This window comes from Pantoea sp. Taur (assembly GCF_009830025.1).
In the GTDB taxonomy this organism is placed as follows: domain Bacteria; phylum Pseudomonadota; class Gammaproteobacteria; order Enterobacterales; family Enterobacteriaceae; genus Pantoea; species Pantoea communis.
On record NZ_SZZZ01000004.1, the window covers coordinates 159,500 to 173,168 of the forward strand.

The 13,669-nt window shown below is 53.3% G+C and carries 12 protein-coding genes and 1 pseudogene; 7 read left to right on the forward strand and 6 right to left on the reverse strand.

The window, feature by feature from the left end; all coding sequences use genetic code 11:
• The first annotated feature begins 233 nt into the window (after nucleotides 1–233).
• Both FD744_RS07550 and FD744_RS07555 read left to right on the forward strand, forming a co-directional pair.
• Nucleotides 234–479, forward strand: a complete 246-nt coding sequence (locus FD744_RS07550; RefSeq protein WP_008103719.1) for a hypothetical protein — start codon at nucleotides 234–236, stop codon at nucleotides 477–479.
• A gap of 108 nt (nucleotides 480–587) precedes the next feature.
• A complete protein-coding gene (locus FD744_RS07555; protein ID WP_058960811.1) occupies nucleotides 588–1,670 on the forward strand; it encodes a malate/lactate/ureidoglycolate dehydrogenase in 1,083 nt (360 codons plus the stop codon).
• Nucleotides 1,671–1,717: 47 nt separating this feature from the next.
• Here the strand turns inward: FD744_RS07555 and gntT are convergent, their stop codons facing one another.
• Nucleotides 1,718–3,034 carry a gluconate transporter gene (gene gntT / locus FD744_RS07560; RefSeq protein ID WP_045816524.1) on the reverse strand — a complete coding sequence of 439 codons (1,317 nt, stop codon included), beginning with the start codon at nucleotides 3,032–3,034 and terminating at the stop codon, nucleotides 1,718–1,720.
• A 125-nt stretch (nucleotides 3,035–3,159) separates the two neighbouring features.
• Here gntT and FD744_RS07565 point away from each other — a divergent pair.
• Nucleotides 3,160–4,472 (forward strand): annotated as a pseudogene (locus FD744_RS07565) (iron-containing alcohol dehydrogenase).
• 159 nt (nucleotides 4,473–4,631) lie between these two features.
• On the opposite strand, the gene FD744_RS07570 reads toward FD744_RS07565, so the two are convergent.
• From FD744_RS07570 to FD744_RS07580, 3 genes are all read right to left on the reverse strand, one after another.
• The gene (locus FD744_RS07570) at nucleotides 4,632–5,459 is read right to left on the reverse strand and encodes a Cof-type HAD-IIB family hydrolase (RefSeq protein WP_097117446.1); all 828 of its coding nucleotides are present in this window, start codon (nucleotides 5,457–5,459) and stop codon (nucleotides 4,632–4,634) included.
• Between the two features lie 108 nt (nucleotides 5,460–5,567).
• Nucleotides 5,568–6,068 carry an RcnB family protein gene (locus FD744_RS07575; RefSeq protein WP_160867884.1) on the reverse strand — a complete coding sequence of 167 codons (501 nt, stop codon included), beginning with the start codon at nucleotides 6,066–6,068 and terminating at the stop codon, nucleotides 5,568–5,570.
• Nucleotides 6,069–6,170: 102 nt separating this feature from the next.
• Nucleotides 6,171–6,659 carry a hypothetical protein gene (locus FD744_RS07580; RefSeq protein WP_160867885.1) on the reverse strand — a complete coding sequence of 163 codons (489 nt, stop codon included), beginning with the start codon at nucleotides 6,657–6,659 and terminating at the stop codon, nucleotides 6,171–6,173.
• A 214-nt stretch (nucleotides 6,660–6,873) separates the two neighbouring features.
• Between FD744_RS07580 and FD744_RS07585 the strand changes: the two genes are divergently transcribed.
• Nucleotides 6,874–7,041, forward strand: a complete 168-nt coding sequence (locus FD744_RS07585; RefSeq protein ID WP_160867886.1) for a DUF523 domain-containing protein — start codon at nucleotides 6,874–6,876, stop codon at nucleotides 7,039–7,041.
• On the opposite strand, the gene FD744_RS07590 is transcribed toward FD744_RS07585, so the two are convergent.
• Nucleotides 7,014–7,253 carry a DUF1272 domain-containing protein gene (locus FD744_RS07590; protein ID WP_034828297.1) on the reverse strand — a complete coding sequence of 80 codons (240 nt, stop codon included), beginning with the start codon at nucleotides 7,251–7,253 and terminating at the stop codon, nucleotides 7,014–7,016. The genes FD744_RS07585 and FD744_RS07590 overlap by 28 nt on opposite strands.
• A gap of 182 nt (nucleotides 7,254–7,435) precedes the next feature.
• Here FD744_RS07590 and FD744_RS07595 point away from each other — a divergent pair, with 182 nt between their 5' ends.
• Complete coding sequence (locus FD744_RS07595) at nucleotides 7,436–8,539, forward strand: AI-2E family transporter (RefSeq protein ID WP_160867887.1); 1,104 nt, start codon at nucleotides 7,436–7,438, stop codon at nucleotides 8,537–8,539.
• 63 nt (nucleotides 8,540–8,602) lie between these two features.
• Nucleotides 8,603–9,604 (forward strand): AI-2E family transporter, encoded by a 1,002-nt coding sequence (locus tag FD744_RS07600; RefSeq protein WP_160867888.1) that lies wholly within the window; start codon nucleotides 8,603–8,605, stop codon nucleotides 9,602–9,604.
• Between the two features lies 1 nt (nucleotide 9,605).
• Here the strand turns inward: FD744_RS07600 and FD744_RS07605 are convergent, their stop codons facing one another.
• A complete protein-coding gene (locus FD744_RS07605; protein ID WP_160867889.1) occupies nucleotides 9,606–12,305 on the reverse strand; it encodes a cation-transporting P-type ATPase in 2,700 nt (899 codons plus the stop codon).
• A gap of 739 nt (nucleotides 12,306–13,044) precedes the next feature.
• Here FD744_RS07605 and FD744_RS07610 point away from each other — a divergent pair.
• A complete protein-coding gene (locus tag FD744_RS07610) occupies nucleotides 13,045–13,668 on the forward strand; it encodes a response regulator (protein ID WP_034828290.1) in 624 nt (207 codons plus the stop codon).
• Nucleotide 13,669: the final 1 nt, after the last annotated feature.

The following is a 13,669-nucleotide window of genomic DNA, read 5'->3' on the forward strand; positions in this document are numbered from 1 at the left end:
AACGCGCCTGTTATCCAGTATAGATGATCATTCTGCGTTCGCTGTGCAGTGCGAGCACTGTCACGCATGGTGATGAGCGTTGCCTTCCGTTCAGTTTTATTTCTGCGAGACGGGTCGCATGTCGCGATTTTATCTCTCTCTCCCGCTGCGCACCGCCGGCTCGTGCTGTCTAAACTTACAGCGCCTCTAGCAGGCCTCAATTGTTATCACTGCCTACGTAACAAGGAGATCTTATGAGCACGATTAATACCAGCATGGGGCGTTACAGCCTGAAGGCAAAGGATTACGGCAACCACATCAGTGGCAGCATTGCTATTAATGATGAAGGTGGCACCCAACTCACCATGCAAGAGTTTGAAGAGCATTACCTTGACGATGTCGTCAACAATGTCATTTATCCGGTCACGGGTGGGAACCGTGAAATTACCCGCGCGTTGCGCGATCAGATGGTGAAAGCGGGCTTTGAACAGCCGCATTGAGTTTTTGGGCCACAGATTGTGGCCCTTTGCTTTTGATAACACTCACTTGCGGTAATGATAGCTTTAAGCGCAGGATGCATTATCGAACATGACAAGGAGATTGACCGCGTGAGTGCCCTTTACCGACTTCCCCCTTCCCAGTTACATCAATTTGTTCAGGCCATTTGGTTACATGCCGGCAGCAGCGCCGAAGAGTCACGTTTAGTGGCTGACCATCTGGTGGCCGCCAATCTGGCCGGTCACGATTCACACGGCGTAGGAATGATCCCGAGCTATATGAGTTCACTGAAGCAGGGATTCCTGCAGCTGAACCAGCACACCACCATTGAAAAGGATGCCGGTGCGGTGCTCACCCTGCACGGACATAACGGCTTTGGTCAGGTGGCGGCACATCAGGCGATGCAGTTGGGTATTGAGCGTGCAGCGAAGCTGGGTATCGCTGCAGTCGGCTTACACCATTCCCACCATATTGGTCGTATCGGTCATTGGGCGGAACAGTGCGCAGCGGCAGGATTCGTCTCTTTCCATTTCGTCAACGTGATGGGTGATCCGATGGTTGCGCCCTTTAACGGTAGCGACCGTCGTTTTGGCACCAACCCCTTCTGTGCCATCTTCCCACGCCAAAATGCCAAACCGCTGCTGCTCGATTTCGCTACCAGCGGGATTGCCTACGGCAAAACACGCGTGGCATGGAACAAAGGGCAACAGGTCGCGCCCGGTTATCTGATCGATCATCAGGGGCAACCCACCACCGAACCCGGCGTGATGCATCAGGCACCTTATGGCTCGCTGATGCCCTTCGGTCTGCACAAAGGTTACGCGCTGGCCACGATGTGCGAAATTCTGGGCGGTGCGCTTTCCGGTGGTCGCACCACGCACGATGCCACGCTGGTCAGCAGCCATGACGCCATTTTCAACTGCATGACCACCATCATCGTTAATCCCGAAGCGTTTGATGCCCCGGCGATGCAGGAAGAAGCAGAATCGTTCCTCGAATGGGTAAAACGCTCGCCACAAAGCGGCGATGCACCGATTCAGGTGCCAGGTGAATGGGAAGAACAGAATCGTATCGAACGCGATCGCGAGGGGATTCCGCTCGACAGCAACAGTTGGGAACAGATTTGTGCAGCGGCATTACAAGCGGGCATGTCCGATGAAGAGCTGGCGGCCTTCCGCGCGCTGGCGCAGTAGACCCCAGTAATAAGAAAGCTGAGGCACATCGCCTCAGCTAATTTCCTTCAGATCACGTTAGCCAGCAGCAAACAGCCGACCAAACCACACACCGAAATAATGGTTTCCAGCGCGGACCAGGAGCGGATGGTTTCACCGATGGTCAGGTTGAAGTATTCCTTGAACAGCCAGAAGCCCGGATCGTTGACGTGAGAGAAGATCACGCTGCCGGAACCCACGGCAATCACCATCAGTTCCGGGCTGGCACCGCTGGTGGCAATCAGTGGTGCAACGATCCCGCCGGCGGTAATCGCCGCCACGGTGGCTGAACCCAATGCGATACGCAACACCGCCGCGATGGACCACGCCATAAAGATCGGCGATACATTGGTCTCGTGCATCATACTCGCGATGTATTTATCGACACCGCTGTCCACCAGCACCTGCTTGAACGCCCCGCCGCCACCAATGATCAACAGCATCATGGCGATGATTTTGATCGAGTCGGTGATGGTGCCCATCACTTCATCCATGCTACGTCCACGGTTCAGACCAAAGGTGAAGATGGCGATCAGCACTGCAATCAGCGTTGCCATAATCGGGTCACCAAAGAACTCCGCATACGGCAACAACAGATGCCCTTTCGGCAACACCATCTCCGCCACGGCACGCAAGGCCATCAGCACTACCGGCACTAACGCCGTCCAGACGCTGACGCCAAAGCCGGGCATTTCCGCTTCGGTAAAGGTTTTCGGGTTCCACAAACCTTCAGGAATCGGTTTGTCGATGCCTTTCAGGAAGCGCGCATACACCGGGCCCGCCAGAATCACGGTCGGAATACCCAGCAGAGTGCCATACAGCAGCGTTTTACCCATATCGGCGTTGAACAGCGTCGCAATCGCCGTTGGACCTGGATGCGGAGGCAGGAAACCGTGCGTCACCGACAATGCCGCAGCCATCGGCACGCCGACGTACAACAGCGGCACACGCGCCGACGCCGCGATGCTGAACACCAGCGGCAGCATCAACACAAAGCCCACTTCATAGAACAGCGCGAAGCCCACCGTGAAGCCGGTTAAGACCAGCGCCCACTGAATGTGTTTTTGACCAAATTTAGCAATCAGCGTGGTGGCAATACGCTGGGCACCGCCGCAGTCAGCCAGCAGTTTTCCCAACATAGCGCCAAAGCCCATGATCAGCGCCAGACTACCAAGCGTGCCGCCCACGCCAGTTTTGATCGATCCAATCACTTTGTTGACGGGCATACCCTGCATCATGCCCACCGCCAGCGCGACCAGGATCAGCGCAATAAATCCGTTCAGCTTGAAGCGAATCATTAACAGCAGCAGTAAGGCTACGCCAATCGCCACATAGAGTAATGGCATAATTTTTCTCCACTTTTGCGCACGACAGCATGTCGGCAGCGGTTTGTTTTGTTGATCCCAAAGGACAGTCGATTCGGTGACATCGCTGAGAGGCACGCGGTCTGTCGCACAATGTTACGGGTATCATGTTAAGGGTAACATTGCGCACAAAGCATCAGCCGCGCAGGGGGAATTTCTGTTTTGCGAAGGTGATCAACTTTTTGCCAGGCAGTTATCAGAATGTTTGCAGCGGAGGCGTTACGGGTTTTGGTTACACTAAGGTCTTTATGCCCTTCAAAAAAAGGATATGCAGGTGAGTGAGAATCTGATCGAGTTGTACAGTAATCAACAAACCCTGTTTGGACGTGGCAGCATTGACCGATTATTGCCGCTGCTGGCTGCCCATCCCCAACCGACGTTGCTGTTTTGTGGCCGCTCTTTCCTCAACGGTCCCGCCTGGCAAAGACTGGGCGCGGCACTCAATGACCAGATTCTGGGCTATGAAATTGTCAGCCATGAAGCCTCGCCCGATGAAATTGATGCCTGGGTGAATCGCTGGCGCGGCCATGTGGATCGCGTAGTGGCGATCGGCGGCGGTAGCGTGCTGGATGCGGCTAAAGCTTTCAGCGCCATGATGCAGCATCCGCTCAACACCGCACGCTACCTGGAGAAAGTGGGTGATACGCCGGTTCAGGCGATCACTCTGCCGCTGATCGCCATTCCCACCACAGCGGGAACGGGCAGTGAGGCGACGCAAAACGCCGTGGTGACCGATCAGCAGCATATTCAGGTGAAAGCCTCGTTGCGCCATCCGGTGTTTGTACCACAGGTGGCAATTCTGGATGCCGATTTGCTCAAGGGCACACCAGATAGCGTACTGGCCACCTGCGCCATTGATGCCTTTACCCATCTGTTTGAAGCGTATCTGTCGCGCAAAGGCAATCTGTTTACCCAACAAACGGCGCTGAATGGGCTGCGGCTGTTCTTTCAGGCATGGCCAAACCTGAATCGTGACGATGCACAAGGTGATGAAGCACGAGAAGCGATGATGATGGCTTCCTGGCTGGGCGGTGTCTGCCTGAGCAGTGCGGGATTGGGCGTGATTCATGGGATTGCCGGTGAACTGGGCGCCATCAAACCTTTCCATCACGGAGAAGTGTGTGGACGTTTGCTGTTCCCATTCCTTGATGTGCTGGCGGAAACTGAACACGCCGAACAGAAGCGTTTGATGACACAGCTGGGGCAAGCATTGTTACCGGACGATCCGGCGCCGCCCGCGCTGGCGCTCAAATCCTGGTTGCAGGCGCATGCGATTGTGCCGTTCTGGCAGGATGGGCCGACCTTGAACGCCACCGACGTTGACTGGATTGTCGCGCGCGCCAACAGTAAAAACGGCTGGGTCAGTTACGATGCCTCCACCCTCACCGAGATGATTACTGCGGCCTGGCACGTTGCATAACATCGGTTGATTTAGACGGTGCGGGTGCGCCAAAGCACACCCGCACAACATGACTTTCCCGCCACTTTACAGCGCAATGTCGTGCAGCTTCATCTCGCCGCGCCTGCATACGCCTCGCGCATCGGCTAAGCAAACAATGAATTAAGTGTCAGATGACGCTCAGAGGCTAAACGGCGGTTTGCCCGCCAGCATCTGTTCGATCACCTGCAGCACGCCCTCTTCATTGTTGCTGGGCGCTTCATAGCGTGCGGCATCTTTCACTTTTTGCGGTGCATTCGCCATGGCGAAGCTAAAGCCCGATTGCTGCAACATCTCCAGATCGTTACCGCCATCGCCAAACACCAAAATCTCGCTGCGGTCGATGCCCCAGCGTTTGCCGAGCAGATCGAGCCCATGGCCTTTGTGATTACCCGGCACAATCAGATCCACTGAGCCGTGGCCGCTGGAGGTCGCTGCGGCCGACCCCTGGTGCAGGCGTTCGATATCGGCCATTAACGGTTCAACATAATCATCGGAAAGATTGAGGGCGAACTTGAAGAGTTTGTCATCCGCGACCTCATCGAGGCTGCGAATCGGCTTCAGACGATGGCAGTAGTGGCGCATCTTCACCAGCCAGCTCTCGTCGAGACCTTCGAAGTAGTAAGCACTTTCACGTCCGCAGAGGATATAACGCAATTCCGGGTAGTGCCCGTTGTGCAGGGTGTCGAGTACCGCATCGATATCGTCACGGCTGAATGCGCCGCAGAACAGCTCTTCATCGCGATCGATGATCCATGCACCGTTTTCGGCGACGAAGGCAATTTCGCTGGAGATATCGGGGAAGAAGGATTTGAGTTGGTAATATTGATTGCCACTGGCGACCACAAATTTGATGCCGCGCCGTTTCATCTCTTCATAACAAGCCTGAAAACGAGCCCGGTTGTACTGCTTTTTATCGTCGAGAAAGGTGCCGTCCTTGTCTACTGCCACCATTTTTACCACGGTCATCATGACTCCTTAGCGCGTTGTAGGGAAAAAAGGGTCGCATAGAGAATAACCTGGTGAGGGCAGAAAGCAGATAGAAACACGGATGGCCGTAGCCATCCGTGGGGGAGATTAGTTAAATGCGCCGTTCAGCAGCAGCGAGGTGATCACGCCAGTGGCGGCAGCAATCAGGACGTAATTACCGTCAATGTAAGACCAGTACTCACCGCGCGGCGGCTCTGGCAAACGGCGTTCACGCCAGTCATCTACGCGATAGTGCGGGCCACGGAATTCTGGCGGCATCGGGTGACCGCGACGGAAGTCATGGCCGTTCCAGGCGAAGTGATCGCCGTCATGGTGTCCATCTGGGCCACGATGGTCGGCATAACGGTCATGATGATCCGGGCCACGGTCCGGGCCACGGTTGTAGCCATGATCGGGGCCGCGATCGCCGCCATGGTCAGGGCCACGCCCATGATCCTGATGCTGGTCGCCGCCATGCTGCTGCCAGCGCTGGTCGCCGCCGTGCTGCTGCCAGCGCTGGTCGCCCGGGCCATCTGCCCAGGAGACGGAAGAGAACAGTGTGCTGCATGCAATAAGTGACGCAATAAGACTTAATGTTGTTTTTTTCATGATGTTGCCTCCAATGATAACGGCAGTTACTGCGCCGTCGAGAGACACTATTCACCAATCAAAAGCAAAAGAGGATTTCCAAAACTCTTAAAAACCGCATACTTACATTAAATTACTGCAAATTATCGATTTCTTAACGGTTGTGTCTTTTCTGACATTATCTGGTCTTAAAGTCAGCGGATTCATACTACAGCGGAGAGGAAAGAAACCCGATCGCGAGGATCGGGTGGAGAATGCTATTTCCATAAATTGCATAAAGCGGGTAAACCCTAAAATTGAGGGTAAAACTGAAGCACACAACGCCACATCACTAGCATTGCGGATAAACAATACCATTTTAAAATGCAAAATTCTTTTAAAAACCCCTGCTTTTCGGAAAAAACCGTAAAAATAAAATGGCGCAGAAAAATAATCTGCTGTGCGAGGGATCTGATGCACAAATAAGGTCTGTGCTCTGACCAGAATAGCGGTTTGATAAATTTCGCACCGTCGTGGTGATAGAAACGAACCTGCCCCCAACGATAACCACACAACCACCAGGCGATAAAACACTGCTAAATCAATACCATTCCCTTCAACCTGCGTCGGCAAACCCTTTCATTAATCAGACTTCAGCGTTATTCATCAATTTACCCGGCATTAATACGTTAGAATCCTGCAGCACCTCGATTAATTCACAATCGTGATTAATATCGCGCTAAATATAGCGCAGGCTTTACCTCGCTTAATGGATTTTTATTTCAACTTCGATATCAGCGTTAGAATATTACGTTACCGCTGCGATTTATTTCCGAAGGATGGAGTCATGGAAAGAATATTAGTCAGTGCCTGCCTGATGGGATTTACGGTTCGTTATAATGGCAGCGATAAGTTGCTCATCTCTCGCACACTGCTGCGCCAGCACGGCATCGAAGTCTTCAACGAAGCGCAGCTTGACGAACTCATTCAGCGTGTCGCGGAAGCCGATAAATGACGCGTGGTCGAAGCCGGATGGCGTGCTAACGCCGCCGCCGGACGCACCGGACGGCGCACCAGCTCACCCTCACAGTTCGGGCAACGATGATTCAGCGTGGTTTCCACACACTTGACACAAAAGGTACATTCGAACGAGCAGATGCGCGCATCGGGTGAGTCCGGCGGTAAGTCTTTATCACAGCATTCGCAGTTGGGACGCAGTTCCAGCATGGTTCATCTCCAGTCAGATTTTTCACCATCATCACCGTGTTACCTCAAACGCGCCAGCCCGCTTGCAGACATCAGCAGGACAAATCGGGACATCCGATGTCCGCACGCGTGGCTTAAAAGCATTACATTCCGCTAATCACGTTCTATAGTTCAATCGCCACGTTTACTCACGAGACAATTGAATGCGTATTAAAGGACTTAACTTCGGCTTCTTTATTGTTATTTTGGCGATAGTCACCTACGCCTTTTTTGATGTGCTGACACCATACTTCTCTGCCATTTTTTGGGCAGCCATTCTGGCGGTGATCTTCCATCCGCTGAAGTCATTGCTGCGCCGCAAAATGGGCGATCGTAACGGGCTCGCTGCCTTTGCCACTCTGGCGATCATCTGTCTGATCGTGTTCACGCCATTAGCGATTATCACCTCGTCGATGGTAGTTGAAGTCAATACTGTGTACACCAAACTGCAGAACAGTTCGTCACAGTTCCCGACGGTGTTTGCCGAATTAATGCAGCACTTACCGAACTGGGCGCAGAGTTATCTCGCGGAACACAACCTCAACAATGCCGGCCAGATTCAGCAGAAACTGTCTGAATTTGCCCTCAAAGGCGGCCAATACATGGCAGGCAGCGTGTTCATGATCGGTAAAGGAACGTTCACCTTTACGGTTGGCTTCGGCGTGATGCTGTATCTGCTGTTCTTCCTGTTGAAGGATGGCCCATGGCTGGTCAATCTGATACTGGAAGCACTGCCGCTCTCTACCTACGTGAAGCATCACCTGATGGTGAAATTTGCCGCCGTCTCACGCGCTACCGTCAAAGGCACGGTGGTGGTCGCGGTAGTTCAGGGCGTGTTGGGCGGTCTTGCCTTCTGGTTCACCGGCATTGACGGCAGCTTGCTGTGGGGTGCGTTGATGGCGTTCCTGTCGCTGATCCCGGCGGTCGGTTCCGCCATCGTTTGGGTGCCTGCGGCGATCTTCTTCTTCGCCACCAGCGCGATATGGAAAGGTCTGTTCCTGGTCGGCTTCTTTGTGGTGATCGTCGGTCTGGTAGACAACATTTTACGTCCGCTGCTGGTCGGAAAAGACACCAAAATGCCTGACTACTTGATCCTGATCTCGACGCTGGGCGGCATGGAAGTTTACGGTATCAATGGCTTTGTCATCGGCCCATTGATTGCCGCGCTGTTTATCGCCTGCTGGAACCTGCTCTCCGGGCGCGACAACCGTGACAATGTCGAGGAGATCGACGAAGAGTTTATTGAAGAGGGGAAATCTCGCGAGTAAGGCGTTTCCCTGTCAGGCGGTTGCTGCACTCGGCAACCGCCCGTTTACCGGAGAACTGCATCGATGTACCAGGGTTGGTTAAAATCTTTCGCGCCGCTAACGCAGGCGCTTATTTTGCTCGCATGTCTGACCCTTGTGCTGTTTGGGCTGCGCCTTGGTGCGCCGCTGATCAACCAGGTACTGCTGGCGATGTTTCTTGCCGTGATGCTCGATCCGCTGATTAGCCGCCTTGCGCAACGCGGCATCCCGCGCACGCTCACCTCTCTGCTGGTGATTGTGATTTTGCTGTTGCTGATCGTCATCACCATCATGTCACTCAGCGCTTCCGCGCCCGACCTGATCAAACTCAGCCGTCAGGCACCCAATCTGGTGGCGGCCAAGCTACAATACCTGACGCTCTCTCTGAGCCAGATGGGCATTGCCCTCACCGCCGATGAGATGCTGAATTTTGTCGATGCCGGTGCGGTGGTGCGCTTTGTCACCTATCAACTGTCGTTAATCCCCGGCCTGCTTTCGTGGTGGCTGATGGTATTCCTGATGCTGCTGTTTATGCTGATTGAGCTGCCGCTGCTGAAACGCACCCTGCGCGCCAGTAAGCAGCACACTGCGTTGTTTATCGCGCTGGAAGAAGGGATTCAGAGTGTGATTGTTTATGCGCGGGTGAAAACGCTGACCGGCCTGCTGGGCGGCGTGATTGTCTGGGGCATGGCGCATCTGCTGGGATTGAAGTTCGCCTTTTTGTGGGGCGTGCTGATGTTTATCTTCAACTACATTCCGGTGCTCGGTTCCTTTCTGGCGGCCATTCCGCCGGTGATACAAACCTTTATCCTGTTCGATACTCAAACCAGCCTGATGACGGTGGGATTCTTTGTGGTGCTGAACCTGTTGCTCAGTTCGGTGCTGGAGCCGCTGATGCTCGGCAAACGCCTCAATCTCACCCTGACCGTACAGCTGCTGGCTTTCCTGTTCTGGCAAGCACTGCTGGGTATGACCGGTGCGATACTGGCGATTCCCCTCACCTTCCTGCTGAAAAAAGTCTGGCTGGCACTGCGCCAGCCAGCGTGAACTATCGGGCGACGCGCCAGCCGCGCGTCAGATGCTTCTCAATTTCCACCAGCACAAATATCCCGGCGCTGACCGCCAGCGAAATAAACCAATATTTAATCGGCAGTGGCTCGGTGCCAAACAGCGTATTCATCAGCGGCAGATAAATAATCATCGCCTGCAGCGCCACCAGCACCAGCGTCACCAGCCAGATACCGCGATTTTTCAGCAAGCCTTTATCCAGTGAGAAGCCCTCGCTGTTGCGGCAGTTGAGCATATATGCCCACTGGGCAGTCACCAGCATCTGCAACAGCACCGTGCGGATAAACTCCGGCGAATAACCACGCGGCTGCAACCAGGCTTCCAGTACAAAGGCGCTAATCGAAATCAGTAAGCCGACAAAAACCACTCGCCAGATGGCGTATCCATCCATCACATGGCTGCGCACGTTACGCGGCGGCCGACGCATGATATTGCGCTCGGCGGCTTCGAATGCCAGCCCAAATGAGAGTGTTGCTGAGGTCGCCATATTCATCCAGAGAATCTGCACCGGCGTCAGCGGTAATAGATTGCCCATCAGAATGGCGATGATGATCAACAGCCCCTGTGCGAGGTTGGTCGGCATCACAAACAGGATGGTTTTCTTCAGGTTATCGTAAACGCGACGCCCCTCTTTCACCGCCGCCGCGATAGTCGCGAAGTTATCATCCGCCAGAATCATATCCGCCGACTCTTTGGTCACCTCGGTGCCTTTGATGCCCATGGCGATGCCGACATTGGCCTGTTTCAGCGCAGGGGCATCATTCACGCCATCGCCGGTCATCCCGACGATCTCCCCGCTCACTGCCAGCGCTTTCACCAGACGCAGCTTATGTTCCGGGCTGGTGCGTGCGAAAATGTCGTACTCACGAGCCGCTTTGCCCAGTTCCGCATCATCCATGTGCTCCAGCTGATAACCGGTGACGGCGCTGTCACTGTTGCCGATGCCTAGCATCTGACCGATGGCCATCGCCGTTTCCGGGTGATCGCCGGTGATCATTTTGACGCGAATCCCGGCCTGCTGGCAGTCGCGTATGGCGGTAATCGCTTCCGGACGCGGCGGATCCATCATGCACGCCAGACCCAGCATCATCATGCCCTCGCGCAGATCGGCGTGATCGATCTGCTGCTGGCCCTCCGGCAGCCAGCGCCAGGCCGCGGCCACGGTGCGCAGCCCTTCGCTGGCATAAGTGGTGATCGCGGCGTTCCAGTAGTCGCGATCCAGCGCTTCGGCACCCTGCGCGCCCTGCTGCTGCTGGCACAGCGCGAGCAGCACATCCGGTGCGCCAGTCAGTAACAGGCACGCTTTGCCATCAATCAGGCAACTCACGGCCATGTATTTGTAGGCCGAGTCAAACGGCAGCTTACTCAACACCTGCACGGATTCCGAGTTGATGCCCGCTTTCGCCGCCAGCACCTTGAGCGCGCCCTCGGTGGGGCCACCGACAATCCCCCAGTGCCCCTGATTATCCTGCCTCAGTTGGCTCTCGTTGCAGATATCTACCGTCTGTAAAAAGCCGTTGAGCAGCGCCTCATCACGCTGGCCGCTTTCCAGATAAAACTCCCCTTTCGGCTCGTAGCTGTTGCCACTGATACGCCAGTGACTGTTGGCCAACACCAGCGCTTTCACCGTCATTTCGTTCATGGTCAGCGTGCCGGTCTTATCCGAGCAGATCACTGACATGGCACCGAGGGTTTCTACCGTCGGCAGCTTACGAATGATGGCATGATTGCGCGCCATCGACTGCACGCCAAGTGAGAGAATGATCGAGATAATCGCCGGCAAACCCTCTGGCACCGCCGCCACCGCCAGGCTGATCACCGCCAGCAGCAGTTCCGCCAGCGGGATGTCGCGCAGCAGATAACCGAACACGAACAGCGCGGCCATCATCAGCAAAATGATGTAGAAAATCGCCTTACCGAGTTTTTCAATCTGCACCAGCAATGGCGTTTTTGCTTCTTCGATGGAGGAGATCATCGCGTTGATGTGCCCCAACTCGGTATCACCGCCAGTGGCGATCACCACACCTGCGGCAGTGCCAGAACTTACCGTAGTACCGGAATAAGCCAGATTCAGCCGATCGCCGAGCGACTTTTCGCCTTCCAGCGCATCGCTTAATTTGGACACCACCGTGGATTCCCCGGTGAGAATGGCTTCTTCCACCCGCAAATTGTGCACGTCGAACAAGCGCAGATCGGCAGGGATTTTGTCGCCAGGACGCAGCAACACCACGTCACCGACCACCAGCTCTTCGGTCGGCACGGTGATCTGCCGCCCATCGCGCAATACCATCGCTTCGTTCGACAGCATGTTCTGAATGCTTTTCAATGACTTCTCGGCGTTACTTTCCTGGATAAATCCAATCAGTGCGTTGATGACAGCAACGCCGAGAATGACAAAGGTATCCACCCAGTGGCCCATCACCGCGGTAATGACCGCTGCCGCCAGCAGGATGTAAATCAGTACATCTTTAAAATGCGCCAGAAAGCGCATCAGCAGTGACTTTTCGGCTTTCTGAGGCAACACGTTGCGCCCGTTAGCCGCCAGACGCGCCTGCGCCTCCTCGGTCTGCAAGCCACTGGGCGAACTGTTTAAGCGGGTAAAAGCGCTGGCACTGTCGAGCTGATATAAGGGTCGATCAGATGAATCCGATCGATCTGGACGGAAAGGAACAACGGTCATATTTCACCCCGTGCGGTTGACAATAAAATGAAAAAAGGAGAACGAAAATAAAAGCCTACTTTAATAACTTTCACTGCCACCGTGATGACCGGGGTCATGTTTTGGTTAATTATCATTTCAAAGATCAGAATTAATAAAATTCAGCACTCCGTTTATCAACTCATGGTTCATGGAGGTTAAAGTTATTTATTCATCGTTAAAAAACGGCAATAAAGAATATAAATTTAACCATTTAAAACAGATGATTAGGATGAAATACCCTTTTCCACCCAGGATTGCTTCCTGTGTTAACTATCAGCTTGGTGACATTTTATGACGTTACACTTAGGATCACATAAATAACTTTACCTTCAGGTAAATATTAAACCTATCCTAAACAATTTCACATTTCGTCCTTTTCATCGCGACATCCTTCGTGCTCATCTTCCCTGCGGAAAACCACGGTTCTGAGCAATCAGATATCAATCAACAACGATAACGGGTGTTCTGATCGTGCAACAGCGCATTCAATTTTATGTTCAGTTAACGCACCTTATTAAAATGAATCACCGCATAATTAAAAACCGCACAAAAACCATCGTAAATATATAAATAATCCGTCAGGGCATGATATTTATTTTATCAGGAAACCCCTACAAAATAATTAATTGCGCCATTTAAACTTTACTCTTAAAATCCGTCAACCAATAAAATCAATTCTTATTAATATTTCATTCACCGCAATAAACAGGACAGCCATATGAAGGAAGTTCTAATCGTTGATGACCATCCGGTGGTTCGGATGGCGTTAAGACTGCTGCTTGAAACGGACAACATGAATGTGGTGGGCGAAACGGATGACGGATTTGAAGCATTAGCGCTAACCAAAAAACTGTCGCCGGATTTGATCATCGTGGATATCGATATGCCCTCTTACAACGGCATCGATCTGGTACAGAGGCTGCGCCACAACGGCTTTAACGGCGGCATTCTGGTGCTGACCGGCAAGGATGTTGATCATTACATCAAGCGCAGCGCCACTGCCGGTGCCGATGGTTTTATTAGCAAGCGCAATAACATGACCGAATTACACGATGCCATTCGCGCGATTAATGCCGGATATGGCTTCTTTCCTTTAAATCGCCGACGTCAGGGTTTACCGGATGATATTCAGGAAGACAAAAATAAAATTGCCGGCCTCTCCAGTAAAGAATTGCAGGTGCTGGTGTATTTATCCAAAGGAATGAAAGTGGTGGAAATGGCACAGCGGATGAAAATCAGTGATAAAACGGTAAGCACTTACAAACGCCGATTAATGGAAAAGCTCGACATTCAAAATATGGTCGGCCTTTACGAGTTTGCCAAACGCAATAATATCGCCTGAC